Source organism: Streptococcus sp. Marseille-Q5855, from assembly GCF_946901985.1.
Taxonomy (GTDB): domain Bacteria; phylum Bacillota; class Bacilli; order Lactobacillales; family Streptococcaceae; genus Streptococcus.
Window position 1 is genome coordinate 350,145 of the sequence record NZ_CAMPPR010000006.1, and the last position, 16,594, is coordinate 366,738.

A 16,594-nucleotide genomic window follows, 5' to 3' on the forward strand; every position below is an offset into this window, starting at 1 on the left:
AGCTATTTGCAGATAACAAGCATCTATAATACATACTTAACTTTTCAAAAGGTTTAGCTAAAAAATTTTAGCCAAACCTTTTCTATTTTACCTTGCTCTAAAATTTTTAAACTGCTATACTTATAACAGAAAACCCTTCCAAGGAGGTAGCGGATGTCTCATTCCTTTAAAAAATCTCTCCAAAAAGAAATTCTCCATAGAAGCTCTATCGCAGCCTTTGTGACCTCACTCTTACTACTCATTTTACTTTTTGGTTTTTCCTATTTTTTACAAAAGCAACAACTCTCCAAAGATACGAGACAGATTGTAAAACAGGTTCAAGAAATGAAAGAAGCAAATAATGAGCTCCTGACTACTATGAACAATAAAATGATTCCTGAATTTTTGGAGGGCAAACACACAGAGAGAGAAGTCTTTAGCTTATTTTACGAGACAAAAGCTAAATTAAAACTTACTTCTGACCTCATTATCCTAAGTGATACAGGTGAATTACTATTTAGTACCAATCGAAATCATCAAGAAAGTATTTTATCTCCCTACTATCTAAAACTGCTCATTCAAAATCCTTCTCAAGATAAAGTTACAGAAAAAATTGCACTTTCTTCAGATAAGCAACATTACACACTCTTTATCAAACCACTACTTCAAAACCAACGAGTTAAGGCCTATACTATTGCTTTCGTAAATGAGAATGATTTTATCTCAAGTTTCCCAATGATCAATTCCAAATACATCATTACCGATAGCTTTGGAAATATGTTTTCCAACAACACAAATCAGTTTACTCGCTCCACTCTTGAAAAATTGGATGAAAAACTCCTACACTCTCGCACCCACTGGTATGCGAATGAACCGCTTATTGTTCAAAAAGAAAAAGTCGGTGCTATTTTTTCAATCTATACTTTTCAATCCTTCTTTCCCATTCCTAGCTTACTCGGCCTAGCCTCCGTCCTCACCTTATGTATATTCTTCCTCTACTTCTGGCAAGCGAGGCGAATTGCTCATAAGATTGCTACACACAACGCTGTTCCTATTGAAAGTTTGGTTTACCAACTTCAAGAAATTCCCAAACAAGCAGATAAAAGGCTTTCTCTACAAACAGGGGATGAGTTTGAGTTTATGGCAGAAAAAATCAACAATATGTTGTACGAATTAGATCAACTTCATCAAAAAATGCTAACCATAGAAAAAGAAAAGTGGATTTTTGAAAGAAAAATGCTGGAAGCTCAGTTCAATCCTCATTTTCTCTACAATACACTTGAGACAATTAAAATTACTTCTTTAATGGATGCCGCCCTCACACAAGACCTGATTCAAAATCTCACGCGCATTCTTCGCTACAGTATCACCGATTTAGAAAAGGAAACAACCATTTGTCAGGATTTAAAGATTATAGAGGATTACCTTATGATTCATAAGATTCGTTTCGAGCACTTCTCCTATGATATTGTCTGCCCAGAAACTGTTGATAATCAGCCTATTCCTAAACTTTTCTTGCTTCCTCTAGTAGAAAATGCTATAAAATATGGGATGCAATACCGTATTGATCTTCATATTGATATCCAAATTACCTTGGAATCAGATTCTCTAACTTTTTTAGTCAAGGATAATGCTGGAGGACTCACAAAACAAGAGCGACTCGCTATTTTAGACTCTTTAGAAAGCCCTCATACCCAGCATGGCATCGTGAACAGCTACAAACGATTGAGCAATTTCTTTTCTGATGTCCAGCTAGATTTAGGAGTCAATCGCCAAGGAGAAACTTGGGTCAAATTTGTAACGAAAGGACTAACTCATGTTTAAGCTCATTATCGTAGAAGACGAACACCTCATTCGAAAATGGCTAGAGATTGCCGTAGACTACTCTGCCTTAGGTATCCAAGTCGTAGGAACTGCCAGTCACGGTCAAGAGGGAATGAAACTCATCCAAGAAAAAGAACCTCATATTGTCTTAACAGACATCACAATGCCAATTATGGATGCTTTTATGATGTTCGAAGCTACTCGTACCCTTTCTTATGAAAAAGTTATCTTATCAGGTTATAACGATTTTCAAAATGCCAAAAAAGCCATGCAATATGGAGCAGTTGATTTCTTATCCAAGCCAATTGATACCAAGGAATTGACAGAATGTCTTCAAAACATTGTTTTGCGATTACAAGGTAGCACCTATCAAGAAACTCCTTTTTTAGAAGAATATCAAACTTTACTCACCTCTATCCAACAGGTTGATACACAAAACCAAATCATTCAACAAATTATTTCCTTTGTCCACAAGCATTATGCAGAGCATTTTACGATTGCGACTATTGCTGAAGCTTTAAACTATAGCGAAAGCTATCTATATAAAGTTATCAAAGAAGACTTCCCCATGACTCTAAATGAATATATCTTACAATATCGTCTGAAACAAGCTATAGAGAAGATGGCTGAATCTCCCAACTCCCCTCTAAGCGACATTTCTGATCAAGTTGGATTTTCAGACTATAAATATTTTGCCAAAGTTTTTAAAAAGTATCTCCATATTTCTCCAAAGGAATTGAAATCACTCGGAAGAATAGTAAAATAAGCTATTCTTCTTTTTGTAGAGAATTTTACTCTAATAGAATAGAATTGTCGGTTTTTAAAACGCTTACATTGTTTTAAAATAAACTTAAATAACACAACGGAGGTATCCATCATGAAAAAGAAATGGATGTATTATGCTGCTTGCGGACTAGCTCTTTTTGGTCTTGCTGCTTGTTCTTCTAATGAATCTGCCGATGGCGATTCATCTGATAAAGGAGACGGCGGTTCGCTAGTCGTTTATTCACCAAACTCAGAGGGCTTAATCGGAGCAACTATTCCTGCCTTTGAAGAAAAATATGGTATCAAAGTAGAACTGATTCAAGCTGGTACTGGAGAACTTTTCAAAAAACTAGAGTCAGAAAAAGAAGCTCCTGTAGCTGATGTCATCTTTGGTGGTTCTTATACACAATATGCTACCCACGGAGAACTCTTTGAAAACTATACTTCAAAAGAAAATGATAATGTTATCAAAGAATATCAAAACACAACTGGCTACTCTACACCTTATACACTAGATGGTAGTGTTTTAATCGTCAATCCTGATTTAACGAAAGGCATGAACATCGAAGGATATAGCGACCTTCTCAAACCTGAACTAAAAGGAAAAATCGCAACTGCTGACCCAGCAAACTCTTCTAGCGCCTTTGCTCAATTAACAAATATGCTACAAGCTCAAGGTGGTTACAAAGACGATAAAGCTTGGTCTTATGTAAAAGATCTCTTCACACTTATTGATGGGAAAATCGGTTCAAGTTCATCTGGTGTCTATAAAGCAGTCGCTGACGGAGAAATGGCTGTTGGTCTCTCTTATGAAGATCCAGCAGTTAAACTCTTAAATGACGGAGCTAATATCAAGGTAGTCTATCCAAAAGAAGGAACAGTCTTCCTACCTGCTAGTGCTGCTATCGTTAAAAAAGCTAAAAATATGGAAAATGCCAAGAAATTTATCGATTTCATTATCTCTCAAGAAGTACAAGATACACTTGGTACAACCACTACTAACCGGCCTGTTCGTAAAAATGCTAAAACAAGCGAAAATATGAAACCAATTGACAAAATCAAAACACTCACTGAAGATTATGATTATGTCATCAAGAATAAATCAGATATCGTTAAGAAATACAACGAAGTCTTTACAGATATCCAATCTAAACAGTAAAAGAGGTTCACTATGAGTGAGATCAAAATTATTAACGCCAAAAAAATCTACCACGATGTCCCTGTTATTGAGAATTTGAACATTACAATTCCAAAAGGAAGTCTCTTTACCCTTCTTGGACCCTCAGGGTGTGGGAAAACGACCCTTCTTCGTATGATTGCAGGTTTCAACAGTATCGAAGGCGGAGAATTTTACTTCGATGATACAAAAATCAATAATATGGAACCCAGCAAACGCAATATCGGGATGGTTTTCCAAAACTACGCTATTTTCCCACATTTGACTGTCCGAGATAATGTTGCTTTTGGTCTCAAGCAAAAGAAGGTTCCAAAAGAAGAATTAGTACAACAGACCAATAAATATCTTGAACTCATGCAAATTGCTCAATATGCGGATCGAAAGCCTGATAAACTCAGTGGTGGACAACAACAACGTGTCGCCTTGGCACGTGCCTTAGCTGTTAATCCAAGTGTTCTCCTCATGGACGAGCCGCTCAGTAACCTAGATGCCAAACTTCGCTTGGATATGCGTCAAGCTATTCGAGAAATCCAACACGAAGTGGGAATTACAACCGTTTATGTGACCCACGACCAAGAAGAAGCCATGGCTATTTCAGACCAAATTGCTGTTATGAAAGACGGAGTTATCCAACAAATCGGTCGGCCAAAAGAACTCTATCATAAACCAGCTAATGAGTTTGTAGCAACCTTTATCGGACGCACAAATATTATCCCTGCTAATCTCGAAAAACGGAGCAACGGCGCTTATATCGTTTTTTCAGATGGCTATGCCCTTCGAATGCCAGCTCTTGATCAGGCTGAGGAGCAAGCTATTCATGTAAGTATTCGTCCTGAAGAGTTTATCAAAGATGAATCTGGAGATATTGAAGGAACTATTAGCGATAGCGTCTATCTTGGACTAAATACGGAGTATTTCATTGAGACAGGTTTTGCCTCAAAAATTCAAGTTAGCGAAGAATCAACTTTTGAAGAAGATCTACAAAAAGGCGATCGTATTCGTCTACGAATCAATACCCAAAAATTAAACGTCTTTTCTGCAGATGGTTCGCAAAACCTGATAAAAGGAGTCAACCATGGAACGTAAAAAACTAAATATTTGGACAGCCTCCTCTTTCTTCATCTTTCTTACCTATCTTGTCTTTCTGGTTTATCCTATCGTTACCGTGCTCAAGCAAGCACTCATACATGAAGGACAATTTTCACTAGCTAATTTTGTCACTTTCTTTGGTAAAGCCTACTACTCTGAGACACTTGTCAACAGTTTCAAGGTTTCCATTACCGCTACTGTCACTTCCTTAGTTGTAGGAACCCTATTAGCTTATCTCTTCTCTATGTATGACTTCAAGGGAAAGAAATTTCTACAAATATTGATTATCATTGCTTCTATGTCAGCTCCTTTCGTGGGAGCCTACTCCTGGATTCTCTTGCTGGGACGAAATGGGGTCATTACTAAATTCCTGACAAATGCCCTTCATCTTCCAGCTATCGATATTTATGGATTCAAAGGAATTGTACTTGTCTTTACACTGCAACTATTCCCACTGGTATTTCTATACGTTGCTGGGACAATGAAAAGTATTGACAATTCTCTACTTGAAGCTGCTGAAAGCATGGGGTCCTTCGGATTTAAGCGTATCGTAACGGTTGTTTTACCTCTCCTCGTTCCAACCTTACTAGCTGCTGCCCTACTTGTATTTATGAGAGCATTCTCAGACTTTGGGACACCTATGTTAATTGGTGAAGGATATCGGACTTTCCCAGTCTTGATTTATACCCAATTTATTAGCGAGGTTGGAGGAAATTCTGCTTTTGCATCTGCTTTAGCAATTATGGCGATTATCATTGCCTTGGCGATTTTCCTTATCCAAAAACACATTGCAAATCGCTACAGTTTCAGCATGAATTCGCTCCATCCAATTGAGCCTAAAAAAACTACAAAAGGAAAAATGGCTGCCATTTATACAACAGTCTACGGAATTATCTTTATCTCTGTTTTACCTCAAATCTACTTGATTTATACCTCTTTCCTAAAAACATCAGGTATGGTATTTGTCAAAGGTTATTCTCTAAATAGTTACAAGGTAGCTTTCAATCGTATGGGCTCTGCTATTTTCAATACTATTCGTATCCCTTTGATTGCCTTAGTTCTAGTTGTCCTATTCGCAACATTTATCTCCTACCTAGCCGTTAGAAAACGGAATTTGTTTACAAACTTAATTGACAGCCTCAGTATGGTACCTTATATTGTACCAGGAACCGTTCTAGGGATTGCCTTCATTTCTTCCTTCAATACTGGCCTATTTGGAAGTGGATTTCTTATGATTACAGGAACTGCTTTCATCTTGATTATGTCCCTATCTGTCAGAAGATTGCCTTATACTATTCGCTCATCTGTTGCTAGCTTACAACAAATAGCCCCAAGTATTGAAGAAGCCGCGGAAAGCTTAGGAAGTAGCCGTCTCAATACCTTTGCCAAGATTACAACTCCAATGATGCTATCTGGTATTATTTCTGGAGCCATCCTATCTTGGGTCACAATGATTTCAGAACTCTCTACTTCTATCCTCCTCTACAATGTCAAAACAAGAACAATGACTGTAGCTATTTATACAGAGGTTCTCAGAGGAAATTACGGTGTAGCCGCAGCCTTGTCAACTATCCTGACTGTTCTAACAGTAGCTTCCTTGCTCTTGTTCATGAAAATCTCTAAAAGCAACAGCATTACACTTTAGTTTTCCCCATCAAAAACAGCCGAAAGGATTACCCTCGGCTGTTTTTTCTTATCTTGATATTCCTATCAAATCCCTAGCTCATGGCAAGTAAGTCTAAACTGATTAAATAGAGGCTTCCTCCATCTTCTCACGTCCTAGTTCCCGGTAACTACGGTCGCCGACAACTTCTACGCTAAACTGACCGTCCTCATATTCAAGAATCGTCACGCTACCATTATCGAGACCATGTGGATGCATACCATTGATCAGATAAACAATGGTTCCAATGGTCATTCCATGGCTGACAACGAGAGCATTGCCCCCACCTTGCTCTTCCATTTCTTTGGCAATCGCTTCAAAACCTTCCTTAATTCGGCCACTGAGTTTTTCCCAGCCCTCAGCCCAACCAGCTGTATCGACCTCTACCAAACCCTCAGCCAGTTCCGCATAAGATAATTGGTGAACGTGGTCCACATTAAAGATACGAGGAATAATGCCCATGAAAAGATCGCCATCGTAGGCTCCATCAAAGCTACCAAAACACCATTCTCTGATACGCTTGTCCATGCGATAAGGGATTTTCCCCTGCAAACCAAGTTCATCAAGGATAATTCCCATTGTCTGAATGGTGCGACCAGAATCACTGGAATAAGCGCGCTCAAACTGTAGACCAGATTCTCGCAAACCGATTCCTAATTCTTGAATCCCTCGTTCACCTTCAGTTGTTAAGGGAGTATCGCTCCAACCTTGCGCGCGACCAATCGTGTTAAACATAGTCTTGCCATGACGTACCAAATACAATCGTACTTTTACCATTTTCCGTCCTCCGTTTGCTTCTATTATATCATGGATGATAAAACAAAAGCCACCCAGACAGGTGACTTTTGCAGGAGATTATTATGAAAAAGTTTAGGAGTTCTATTAAATAAAGATATTAGATGAAAATCAAATTCAAACTAAATCAGTGTTATCTGTTTCAAATAATATTAGGAGGTCTTTATTTAATGATTATAGTATACACATCCAACCTTAAATAGAACTTAAAATTTCTCCTATTTTCTTAATTTTTAAAACTATGAATTGGTGCTGGAATTTGTCCTCCACGAGAGATGAAATCAACAGACGAAGCCCCATTGACTTTCATAACAGGTGCAGTTCCTAATAGGCCACCAAACTCAATCATATCGCCTTCTTTTCCTTTTGGAATGATACGAACAGCCGTTGTCTTCATGTTAATAACACCAATTGCAGCTTCATCTGCAATCATAGCCGCAATGGTTTCAGCAGGTGTATCCTCCGGAATGGCAATCATATCCAAACCAACAGAACAGATAGCCGTCATAGCTTCTAGTTTTTCCAAATTAAGAGAGCCATTTTGCACTGCAGCAATCATTCCTTCATCCTCGGAAACAGGAATAAAGGCACCAGACAAACCACCGACTTGGTTGCAGGCCATCACTCCACCCTTTTTAACTTGGTCATTCAAGAGAGCCAAGGCAGCCGTCGTTCCATGCGTACCAACTGTTTCTAGCCCCATTTCTTCAAGGACACGTGCTACAGAATCTCCAACCGCAGGAGTTGGCGCCAAACTCAAGTCCACAATACCAAACTCCACACCCAGTCTCTCACTGGCCATTTGACCAACCAATTGACCGATACGAGTGATTTTAAAGGCAGTCTTCTTGACCGTTTCTGCTACTACGTCAAAGCTCTCTCCACGAACTTTTTCCAGGGCACGTTTCACCACACCAGGACCAGAAACTCCGACATTGATGATAACATCTGCCTCCCCAACACCATGGAAGGCACCCGCCATAAATGGATTGTCCTCAACAGCATTAGCGAATACAACCAACTTAGCTGCCCCCATATCAGATAGAGTTGCCGTTTCCTTGATAACACGTCCCATATCTGCGACAGCCGTCATATTGATACCAGACTTGGTTGAGCCGATATTGACTGACGAGCATACCTTGTCCGTTTCAGCCAAAGCACGAGGAATAGAATTGATGAGAATCTCATCTCCCTTTTGATAACCTTTTTGTACCAAGGCAGATAAACCACCAATAAAGTCCACTCCAATCTCTTTCGCAGCCTTATCAAGCGCTTTTGCCAGAACCACGTAGTCCGTCGCATCTGTCGCTGCCCCTATCAGAGAAATAGGAGTCACTGATACGCGCTTATTAACGATAGGAATTCCCAACTCAGACGCAATTTCATCGCCAACAGCCACTAAATTAGCTGCCTTGGCCGTAATCTTTTGATAAATTTTCTCCGCAGCACGATTGATATTTGGATCAATACAGTCCAAAAGGGAAATCCCCATGGTAATGGTTCTAATATCGAAGTTTTGCTCCTCAATCATGGCGATGGTTTCAGTAACTTGTCTAATATCCATGTGCACCTCCTAGATATTATACATAGCTTCGAAAATTGCTGCACTCTGAATATTGATTTTCACATTCAAAGTTTGACCAAAAGTTTCAAATTCATTACGAAGATGGGTAAAATCCTGCTTTTCATCGCTAGAAACGACAGCCATCATCGTGAAATATTCATCCAAGACAGTTTGAGAAATATCATCAATGTTCAAACCTAATTCTGCAATTTTACCAGAAACACCTGCAACAATTCCAGATTTATCTTTACCAACAACAGTTATAATCGCTTTCATAAGCAAACTCCAATTCTTCTTTTAATAGGAAACCTGAACATTAAACAGGATTCTTTTCAAATAGTATAGCATAATTCTAACGAAAATACTCAAAAACGCCTGCTTACGAAGTTGTTCTTAAGAAAAAAACAATTTCGTAAACAAGCGTCTACTATCCCAACTTATGATGAGTGTTCCCGCTAGGACCGAAATCCTAGCGGTAGACCAGAGCTAGACTAAGAGCACAAGACTCCATCATCATAACACTCAACAAAATTGATGATTTATACTAATTCGATGATCGCCATTGGCGCTGCATCACCACGACGTGGTTCAGTTTTAAGGATACGAGTGTATCCACCGTTACGTTCAGCATAACGAGGTGCGATTTCTGAGAACAATTTTTGAAGTGCTGTAGTAGAAGTGTACTTATCAGTTGCTTCATCATAGTTTTCAGATGCGATTTCATTACGTACGAAAGCAGCTGCTTGACGACGTGCATGCAAATCACCACGTTTACCTAGAGTAATCATTTTTTCAACAGTTTTACGGATTTCTTTAGCACGAGCTTCAGTTGTCACGATTGATTCGTTGATCAAAAGGTCAGTTGTCAAATCGCGAAGCATTGCTTTACGTTGTGAGCTAGTGCGTCCTAGTTTACGGTAAGCCATGTATTCCTCCTTTATTTATCTTTTAATCCAAGACCCAAATCAATGAGTTTGAGTTTCACTTCTTCCAAACTCTTGCGTCCAAGATTTCGTACTTTCATCATCTCTGCTTCAGATTTTTCTGTCAAATCATGCACAGTATTGATACCGGCACGTTTCAAACAGTTGTATGAACGCACAGACAAGTCCAGTTCCTCAATCGTACGATCCAAAATACGGTCGTCAGATTCAGTATCAGCTTCTTTCATCACTTCAGTTGACTTAGCAATCTCAGTAAGATTTGTAAACAAATCAAGATGTTCTGTCAAAATACGTGCTGAAAGCCCTAAAGCATCTTCTGGAATAATTGTTCCATTTGTCAAGATTTCAAGGGTTAATTTGTCAAATCCATCATTGCTACCTACACGAGCAGGTTCCACTTGATAGTTGACTTTTGTAACTGGTGTATAAATAGAATCTACAGCAAGTGTTCCAACTGGTGCATTATCCTTTTTATTTTCATCAGCAGGTACATATCCACGACCACTGTTAACAGTCATAGTCGCTTTTAGGGAAGAACCTTCACCGATTGTAAAGAGATAATGATCTGGATTTACAATTTCAATATCGCTATCTGTCAAAATGTCACCAGCTGTTACTTCAGCAGGACCTTCAACATCCAGTTCGATGATTTTTTCGTCTTCAACGTACGATTTCACTGCAATTCCTTTAATGTTCAGAATGATTTGCATCACGTCTTCACGAACACCTGGAACTGTGTCAAACTCATGTAACACACCATCAATGTTGATAGATGTCACAGCTGCTCCTGGTAGAGAAGCTAGAAGTACACGACGAAGAGAGTTACCAAGAGTTGTACCGTAGCCACGTTCAAGTGGTTCGATTACAAACTTGCCATAATCTTTATTTTCATCAATTTTTGTTATATTTGGTTTTTCAAACTCGATCATTTAGTTACTCCCTCTTAAACGAAAAGCAGTGTAATGCGATGATTATACACGGCGACGTTTTGGAGGACGAGCACCATTGTGTGGCACTGGAGTCACATCACGAATTGCTGTTACTTCAAGACCAGCGGCAGCAAGCGCACGAATAGCTGACTCACGACCAGAACCTGGACCTTTTACAGTAACTTCAACTGATTTAAGACCGTGTTCTTGTGCAGATTTAGCAGCAGCTTCAGAAGCCATTTGAGCAGCGAATGGTGTAGATTTACGAGAACCTTTGAAACCAAGAGCACCAGCTGATGACCAAGCAATTGCATTACCATGCACATCAGTAATCATAACAATAGTGTTATTAAATGTAGCGTGAATATGAGCAATACCAGATTCGATATTCTTTTTCACACGACGTTTACGTGTTGGTTTAGCCAAGACTTTTACCTCCTATATTATTTTTTCTTACCAGCGATCGCAACAGCTTTACCTTTACGAGTGCGAGCGTTGTTTTTAGTGTTTTGTCCACGGACAGGAAGTCCACGACGGTGACGGATACCACGGTATGAACCGATTTCCATCAAACGTTTGATGTTCAAGTTTACTTCACGACGAAGGTCACCTTCAACTTTAATTGCATCCACTTCACGACGGATAGCATCTTCTTGATCTGATGTAAGATCACGTACACGAACATCTTCTGAGATTCCAGCAGCAGCCAAAATTTTCTTAGATGTTGCAAGTCCGATACCATAAACATAAGTCAATGAGATTACTACGCGTTTGTCATTTGGAATGTCAACTCCAGCAATACGAGCCATGTTTTCTCCTTTCTATCTTATCCTTGACGTTGTTTGTGTTTTGGATTTGCTGGGCAAATTACCATAACACGACCATTACGACGAATAACTTTACAGTATTCGCAAATTGGTTTGACCGATGGTCTTACTTTCATTTCTTATCCCTCCAAGTTTTTCGATTATTTAAAGCGGTAAGTGATACGTCCACGTGTCAAGTCATATGGACTCATTTCGACAGTAACACGATCTCCCGCTAAAATACGAATATAGTTTTTACGAATTTTACCAGAAACTGTTGCTAAAATCTGATGTCCATTTTCAAGTTCAACCGTAAACATTGCATTCGGCATTGTATCAACTACTTTGCCTTCAACTTCAATCACATCGTCTTTTGCCACGCAAAAGCACCTCCATAAATTTCGATTCGATGCCTCTAGACACAGAGACAACAATTATAAGTCAGACTATCTCAGTATAACATTTGTAGCGGATTTTTGCAAGTGTGAAAAACGCTTTATTTCAAATTTGTCAATACTTTTTCGATATCTAAGAAGACATCATTGATATCTTGATTACCTTTGATGTCATGAACCAAACCTTTGGCACGGTAGTGAGCAATGATTGGTTCTCCTTGAGCAATATTCACATCCAAACGACGTTTTACTGTCTCAGGCTTATCATCTTCACGTTGGTAGTAATCTTCTTCTTTATAGTCAACTGGTGGGTTAAAGACCTTGTGGAAAGTTTCTCCAGTTACGCGGTGGATGATACGGCCACTCAAACGTTCCAAGAGGCTGTCTGGATTCACTTCAATGTTGATGACACCTTCTAGTTCAATGCCAAGTTCAGCCAATGTTTTGTCCAAGGCATGAGCTTGTTCGATTGTACGTGGGTAACCATCCAACAAGAATCCTGTTTCTTTAATATCATCTTGTGAAAGACGTTCTTTTACGATTCCATTTGTAACTTCGTCAGGAACCAATTCACCCTTGTCAATGTATGACTTAGCAAGAACACCCATTTCAGTTTGATTTGCCATAGCAGCGCGGAACATATCACCAGTTGAGATATGTGCAACATGGAATTGTTCTACGATTTTTGCTGCTTGAGTTCCCTTACCTGCACCAGGTAAGCCCATAATCAAAAGATTCATGATTTGATCTCCTTATTTTATTTTTAAATAGAAGCAAAAGGTCTTTTCACCCCTATTTAAAAACAAAATAGAAGAGGGGAGACCAAACTCTCACAAATGCCAGAGTTTAAACCTCCACTCCCTCAGTATTTACTAATTCAGTAAATACTTTTATTCTGTTCTGTCCATGAAACCAACATACTTACGTTTCAATAGGTAACCTTCCAATTGTTTGATTCCTTCAATACCTGTAGAGATAATGATCAAAAGACTAGTCCCTCCAAAAGCAACTGCTTCTGAAAGTCCAAAAACATCTTTTGCTACGATCGGTAAAATAGAAATCACACCAAGGAAGAGGGAACCAACAGTTGCAAGACGACGAAGAAGTTTAGACATATATTCTTCTGTACCTTTACCAGGACGAACTCCGTGAATATAGGCACCGCTCTTTTGTAGGTTCTCTGCCGCTTTTTCAGGATTAATCTGTACAAACGTGTAGAAGAATGTAAAGAGAATAATCAACAAAGCATACATGGCAATACCAGTTGGAGAAGTGGTTGCCAACATCTCTTGTGCTACCCTTACCCAAGCCCAATCATGACCTGTGGCGCTCAAAAATTGAAGAATCGCCGCAGGCGCTGCAGTAATGGAACTTGCAAAGATAACAGGGATAACTCCAGCAGGGTTTACCTTCAATGGAAGGTAAGAGCTAGATGGAGCACCTTGTGCAACCTTAGTATATTGGATTGGAATTTTGTATTCTGCTTGTTGAACATAAGTTGTAAAGTAAATAATCAACAATACAGTAATAATCAAAATGATTACGAAAATGATAGATGAAGTGATACGGCTACTTGGCACGTTCACAAAGTAGTCCACATAGATGCCCTGAATCATCTCTGGAATTGAGGCAACAATCCCGGCAAAGATAATCATGGAAACACCGTTTCCGTATCCCTTATCTGTAATTTGCTCTCCCAACCACGTGACAATCATACTACCAGCTGTTAAGATGATACCAATCGTCAGAAAAACTTGTGGAGTTAAAGCAGTTTTAATCAATTGAGCTCCAGCCAAGGTATTAAAACCAGCTGTAATCCCGATAGATTGCACAAAAGCAAGAACTAGAGCAATATAACGAGTAGCTTGATTCAATTTTCTTCGACCTACTTCCCCTTGTTTTCCCCACTCTACAAACTTGGGTAAAATATCCATTTGCAAGAGTTGGACAACGATAGAAGCGGTGATATAAGGACTAACTCCTAGGGCAAAAATCGAAAAGTTTTTTAGGGCATTCCCTGAGACCAAGCTCAACATGTTTAAGAAGGATAATCCACTTAAAGCATTCAAGCTATTGGCATTCACACCAGGAACTGTAATGCTAGTCCCGATACGAAAGACCAAAACGATAAAAATTGTAAATAAAATTTTTGATCGAACCTGCTTGACTTTAAGAGCTTCTCTTAATAATTTAAAAAACATAGGTCACCTCTCTTAGATGACTTCTACTGAACCACCTTTAGCAGTGATAGCTTCTTCAGCTGATTTAGAGAATTTAGCTGCTTTCACAGTCAATTTCTTAGTCAACTCACCGTTACCAAGAATTTTAATACCTGATTTTTCAGCTTTAACAATTCCTGCTTCGATAAGAACAACTGGAGTTACTTCAGCACCATCTTCAAAGACGTTCAATTGGTCAAGGTTCACAATTGCGTATTCTTTAGCGTTGATGTTAGTGAATCCACGTTTTGGAAGACGACGGAACAATGGAGTTTGTCCACCTTCAAAACCAAGGCGAACTCCGCCACCGCTACGAGCTTTTTGACCTTTTTGACCACGACCAGATGTTTTACCGTTACCTGATGAAGTACCACGACCAACGCGGTTACGTACTTTACGAGAACCTTCTGCAGGTTTCAATTCATGAAGTTTCATTTTTATTTTCTCCTCTTTTGTAAAATGCTAGCGCCGATAAGGGAGAAAAGGTTGTCTCCCCCATCAACTCGCCTATACGACGTCATCATAGATGACTATATCTAGTTTTAGGGGATGGTATAGTGCACATCCCCTAAAAATTCATTAGTTTACTTCTTCAACTGTTACCAAGTGAGATACTGCAGTGATCATACCACGGATAGCAGCGTTGTCTTCTTTAATAACAGAGCTGTTCAATTTGCCAAGTCCAAGTGCTACAACAGTTTTACGTTGTGATGGAATGCGTCCGATTGGAGACTTAGTCAAAGTAATTTTAATTTGAGCCATTTTATCCCCTTTCTTATGCCAAATCAGAAACTGAAATACCACGAAGGGCAGCAACTTCTTCAGCGCGTTTCAATTGTTTCAAACCTTCAACAGTTGCACGAACAATGTTGATTGGAGTGTTAGAACCAAGTGATTTAGATGTAATATCTGCCACACCTGCCAATTCCACAACGGCACGAACTGCACCACCAGCGGCAACTCCAGAACCTTCTACAGCAGGTTTCAACAATACTTTAGCTCCACCGAATTCTGAAAGAACTTCGTGTGGGATTGTTGTTCCAACCATAGGAACTTCGATCAAGTTTTTCTTAGCATCATCTACTGCTTTACGGATTGCTTCTGGAACTTCTTGAGCTTTACCAGTACCAAATCCTACGCGACCGTTGTGGTCACCAACAACAACAAGAGCTGCGAAACGAAGACGACGTCCACCTTTAACAACTTTTGTAACACGGTTGACAGCAACTACGCGTTCTTCTAATTCAACTGCATTGTCTTTAAATGCCATTTTCTAGTGTCCTCCTATTAGAATTTCAATCCGTTTTCACGAGCTGCATCAGCCAAAGCTTTCACACGTCCGTGATATAGATATCCACCGCGGTCGAACACCACTTCTGAAATACCTTTAGCGTTTGCACGTTCTGCAACGAGTTTACCGACAGCAACGGCTTGTTCAGTTTTAGTTCCTTTTGAAACTTCTTTGTCAAGAGTTGAAGCACTTGCGAGCGTTACACCCGCTACGTCATCAATCACTTGAGCGTAGATGCCTGTATTAGAACGGAATACGTTCAAACGTGGGCGATCAGCAGTTCCAGAGAGTTTTCCGCGAACGCGACGGTGGCGTTTTTGGCGGAGTTTGTTTTTATCTGGTTTTGAAATCACAGTTTTCACCTCTTTAGTTTTAAATCGTGTGCTATGCACAAAGTTGGAAAATAGGTTGGTGGTTGAAAATCAACCACTCAACATTATTTACCTGTTTTACCTTCTTTACGGCGAACGAATTCACCAACGTAACGGATACCTTTACCTTTATATGGTTCTGGTGAACGAAGGCTACGTACGTAAGCAGCTGTTTGCCCAACTACTTCTTTTGAAATTCCGCTAACAACGATTGTTGTTGGGTTTGGAAGTTCAAAAGTAATTCCTTCTGGAGCTTCAACTTCGTCTGGATGAGATTTACCAACAGCCAAAACAAGTTTAGATCCTTGAAGTTGTGCACGGTAACCAACCCCGCGCATTTCAAGTTCTTTCTTGAATCCTTCTGATACACCAACAACCATGTTGTTCAAAAGGGCACGAGTAGTTCCGTGGATAGTTTTCATTTCTTTTGAATCGTTTGGACGGTGAAGAGTTACTTCAGTGCCTTCCACACGGATTTCAATATCTTTTGAGAACTCACGAGTAAGTTCTCCTTTAGGTCCTTTTACAGTTACAATGTTGTCATTGTTAGTGATTTCAACACCAGCAGGCAACACGATAACTTTATTACCAATACGTGACATGTTTATTTTCTCCTGTTAAATTGTCAGGCCAGAACGGCCAGTTTTCACGGGGTTCAGATACTTATTTAGTTCAAGAGTTGAACTGAACACGCTCTAACGAGCTTTGTATCTTGATTTGAGTTCGAGCTAAGCATTTGGTGAAAAAGATAAGTTTGTCTTGGAGCATCGCTCCTGCTACAAA

21 protein-coding genes are annotated in these 16,594 nt (G+C 39.5%); 5 read left to right on the top strand and 16 right to left on the bottom strand.

The window, feature by feature from the left end; all coding sequences use genetic code 11:
• The first annotated feature begins 153 nt into the window (after positions 1-153).
• The 5 genes from OC529_RS08130 to OC529_RS08150 all read left to right on the top strand — a co-directional run bounded on the left by OC529_RS08130 (position 154) and on the right by OC529_RS08150 (position 6,479).
• Positions 154-1,803 (top strand): sensor histidine kinase, encoded by a 1,650-nt coding sequence (locus OC529_RS08130; RefSeq protein WP_262081919.1) that lies wholly within the window; start codon positions 154-156, stop codon positions 1,801-1,803.
• Complete coding sequence (locus OC529_RS08135; RefSeq protein ID WP_172923459.1) at positions 1,796-2,569, top strand: response regulator; 774 nt, start codon at positions 1,796-1,798, stop codon at positions 2,567-2,569. The genes OC529_RS08130 and OC529_RS08135 overlap by 8 nt, the downstream gene beginning before the upstream one ends.
• 111 nt (positions 2,570-2,680) lie before the next feature.
• Positions 2,681-3,727: an ABC transporter substrate-binding protein gene (locus OC529_RS08140; protein WP_023946787.1), complete on the top strand. Its 1,047-nt coding sequence runs from the start codon at positions 2,681-2,683 to the stop codon at positions 3,725-3,727.
• Between the two features lie 12 nt (positions 3,728-3,739).
• Positions 3,740-4,831 (top strand): ABC transporter ATP-binding protein, encoded by a 1,092-nt coding sequence (locus OC529_RS08145; protein ID WP_173234365.1) that lies wholly within the window; start codon positions 3,740-3,742, stop codon positions 4,829-4,831.
• Positions 4,821-6,479, top strand: coding sequence for an ABC transporter permease (locus OC529_RS08150; protein WP_173234362.1), 1,659 nt, complete (start codon positions 4,821-4,823; stop codon positions 6,477-6,479). The genes OC529_RS08145 and OC529_RS08150 overlap by 11 nt, the downstream gene beginning before the upstream one ends.
• Positions 6,480-6,581: 102 nt before the next feature.
• Here OC529_RS08150 and OC529_RS08155 read toward each other — a convergent pair whose 3' ends face one another.
• The 16 genes from OC529_RS08155 to rplF form a co-directional block, all read right to left on the bottom strand.
• Positions 6,582-7,274: a histidine phosphatase family protein gene (locus OC529_RS08155; RefSeq protein ID WP_050261297.1), complete on the bottom strand. Its 693-nt coding sequence runs from the start codon at positions 7,272-7,274 to the stop codon at positions 6,582-6,584.
• A 244-nt stretch (positions 7,275-7,518) separates the two neighbouring features.
• Positions 7,519-8,856 carry a PFL family protein gene (locus tag OC529_RS08160; protein ID WP_262081920.1) on the bottom strand — a complete coding sequence of 446 codons (1,338 nt, stop codon included), beginning with the start codon at positions 8,854-8,856 and terminating at the stop codon, positions 7,519-7,521.
• A 9-nt stretch (positions 8,857-8,865) separates the two neighbouring features.
• Positions 8,866-9,132 (bottom strand): ACT domain-containing protein, encoded by a 267-nt coding sequence (locus OC529_RS08165; RefSeq protein ID WP_125454366.1) that lies wholly within the window; start codon positions 9,130-9,132, stop codon positions 8,866-8,868.
• Positions 9,133-9,395: 263 nt separating this feature from the next.
• Positions 9,396-9,782 carry a 50S ribosomal protein L17 gene (gene rplQ, locus OC529_RS08170; RefSeq protein ID WP_000331493.1) on the bottom strand — a complete coding sequence of 129 codons (387 nt, stop codon included), beginning with the start codon at positions 9,780-9,782 and terminating at the stop codon, positions 9,396-9,398.
• Positions 9,783-9,793: 11 nt separating this feature from the next.
• Positions 9,794-10,729: a DNA-directed RNA polymerase subunit alpha gene (locus OC529_RS08175; RefSeq protein ID WP_000568988.1), complete on the bottom strand. Its 936-nt coding sequence runs from the start codon at positions 10,727-10,729 to the stop codon at positions 9,794-9,796.
• Positions 10,730-10,771: 42 nt separating this feature from the next.
• Positions 10,772-11,155, bottom strand: a complete 384-nt coding sequence (gene rpsK, locus OC529_RS08180) for a 30S ribosomal protein S11 (RefSeq protein ID WP_001118385.1) — start codon at positions 11,153-11,155, stop codon at positions 10,772-10,774.
• A 17-nt stretch (positions 11,156-11,172) separates the two neighbouring features.
• Positions 11,173-11,538: a 30S ribosomal protein S13 gene (gene rpsM / locus OC529_RS08185; protein WP_000090781.1), complete on the bottom strand. Its 366-nt coding sequence runs from the start codon at positions 11,536-11,538 to the stop codon at positions 11,173-11,175.
• A gap of 17 nt (positions 11,539-11,555) precedes the next feature.
• Positions 11,556-11,672, bottom strand: a complete 117-nt coding sequence (gene rpmJ, locus OC529_RS08190) for a 50S ribosomal protein L36 (RefSeq protein WP_001808836.1) — start codon at positions 11,670-11,672, stop codon at positions 11,556-11,558.
• A 24-nt stretch (positions 11,673-11,696) separates the two neighbouring features.
• Complete coding sequence (infA, locus tag OC529_RS08195) at positions 11,697-11,915, bottom strand: translation initiation factor IF-1 (protein WP_001029883.1); 219 nt, start codon at positions 11,913-11,915, stop codon at positions 11,697-11,699.
• A 116-nt stretch (positions 11,916-12,031) separates the two neighbouring features.
• A complete protein-coding gene (locus tag OC529_RS08200) occupies positions 12,032-12,670 on the bottom strand; it encodes an adenylate kinase (RefSeq protein ID WP_173219266.1) in 639 nt (212 codons plus the stop codon).
• A 150-nt stretch (positions 12,671-12,820) separates the two neighbouring features.
• Complete coding sequence (gene secY, locus OC529_RS08205) at positions 12,821-14,131, bottom strand: preprotein translocase subunit SecY (RefSeq protein WP_000465394.1); 1,311 nt, start codon at positions 14,129-14,131, stop codon at positions 12,821-12,823.
• Between the two features lie 12 nt (positions 14,132-14,143).
• Positions 14,144-14,584 carry a 50S ribosomal protein L15 gene (gene rplO, locus OC529_RS08210; RefSeq protein WP_000766087.1) on the bottom strand — a complete coding sequence of 147 codons (441 nt, stop codon included), beginning with the start codon at positions 14,582-14,584 and terminating at the stop codon, positions 14,144-14,146.
• Positions 14,585-14,728: 144 nt separating this feature from the next.
• Entirely contained in the window at positions 14,729-14,911 is a 183-nt protein-coding gene (gene rpmD / locus OC529_RS08215; protein ID WP_000057241.1) for a 50S ribosomal protein L30, read from the bottom strand.
• Between the two features lie 13 nt (positions 14,912-14,924).
• A complete protein-coding gene (gene rpsE / locus OC529_RS08220) occupies positions 14,925-15,419 on the bottom strand; it encodes a 30S ribosomal protein S5 (protein WP_000874202.1) in 495 nt (164 codons plus the stop codon).
• A gap of 17 nt (positions 15,420-15,436) precedes the next feature.
• Positions 15,437-15,793 carry a 50S ribosomal protein L18 gene (rplR, locus tag OC529_RS08225; RefSeq protein ID WP_000624044.1) on the bottom strand — a complete coding sequence of 119 codons (357 nt, stop codon included), beginning with the start codon at positions 15,791-15,793 and terminating at the stop codon, positions 15,437-15,439.
• Positions 15,794-15,876: 83 nt separating this feature from the next.
• Positions 15,877-16,413 (bottom strand): 50S ribosomal protein L6, encoded by a 537-nt coding sequence (gene rplF / locus OC529_RS08230; protein WP_261062914.1) that lies wholly within the window; start codon positions 16,411-16,413, stop codon positions 15,877-15,879.
• Positions 16,414-16,594 lie beyond the last annotated feature (181 nt).

Excerpts from the sequence above, each read along its gene's own strand:
- OC529_RS08175 (WP_000568988.1), bottom strand. The coding sequence starts at position 10,729 with ATGATCGAGTTTGAAAAACCAAATATAACAAAAATTGATGAAAATAAA.
- rpsM (WP_000090781.1), bottom strand. The coding sequence starts at position 11,538 with ATGGCTCGTATTGCTGGAGTTGACATTCCAAATGACAAACGCGTAGTA.
- OC529_RS08165 (WP_125454366.1), bottom strand. The coding sequence starts at position 9,132 with ATGAAAGCGATTATAACTGTTGTTGGTAAAGATAAATCTGGAATTGTT.
- OC529_RS08140 (WP_023946787.1), top strand. The coding sequence starts at position 2,681 with ATGAAAAAGAAATGGATGTATTATGCTGCTTGCGGACTAGCTCTTTTT.
- rpmJ (WP_001808836.1), bottom strand. The coding sequence starts at position 11,672 with ATGAAAGTAAGACCATCGGTCAAACCAATTTGCGAATACTGTAAAGTT.
- OC529_RS08200 (WP_173219266.1), bottom strand. The coding sequence starts at position 12,670 with ATGAATCTTTTGATTATGGGCTTACCTGGTGCAGGTAAGGGAACTCAA.
- secY (WP_000465394.1), bottom strand. The coding sequence starts at position 14,131 with ATGTTTTTTAAATTATTAAGAGAAGCTCTTAAAGTCAAGCAGGTTCGA.
- OC529_RS08155 (WP_050261297.1), bottom strand. The coding sequence starts at position 7,274 with ATGGTAAAAGTACGATTGTATTTGGTACGTCATGGCAAGACTATGTTT.
- OC529_RS08130 (WP_262081919.1), top strand. The coding sequence starts at position 154 with ATGTCTCATTCCTTTAAAAAATCTCTCCAAAAAGAAATTCTCCATAGA.
- OC529_RS08150 (WP_173234362.1), top strand. The coding sequence starts at position 4,821 with ATGGAACGTAAAAAACTAAATATTTGGACAGCCTCCTCTTTCTTCATC.
- rpmD (WP_000057241.1), bottom strand. The coding sequence starts at position 14,911 with ATGGCTCAAATTAAAATTACTTTGACTAAGTCTCCAATCGGACGCATT.
- OC529_RS08160 (WP_262081920.1), bottom strand. The coding sequence starts at position 8,856 with ATGGATATTAGACAAGTTACTGAAACCATCGCCATGATTGAGGAGCAA.
- rplO (WP_000766087.1), bottom strand. The coding sequence starts at position 14,584 with ATGAAACTTCATGAATTGAAACCTGCAGAAGGTTCTCGTAAAGTACGT.
- rplQ (WP_000331493.1), bottom strand. The coding sequence starts at position 9,782 with ATGGCTTACCGTAAACTAGGACGCACTAGCTCACAACGTAAAGCAATG.
- rplF (WP_261062914.1), bottom strand. The coding sequence starts at position 16,413 with ATGTCACGTATTGGTAATAAAGTTATCGTGTTGCCTGCTGGTGTTGAA.
- OC529_RS08135 (WP_172923459.1), top strand. The coding sequence starts at position 1,796 with ATGTTTAAGCTCATTATCGTAGAAGACGAACACCTCATTCGAAAATGG.
- rpsE (WP_000874202.1), bottom strand. The coding sequence starts at position 15,419 with ATGGCATTTAAAGACAATGCAGTTGAATTAGAAGAACGCGTAGTTGCT.
- OC529_RS08145 (WP_173234365.1), top strand. The coding sequence starts at position 3,740 with ATGAGTGAGATCAAAATTATTAACGCCAAAAAAATCTACCACGATGTC.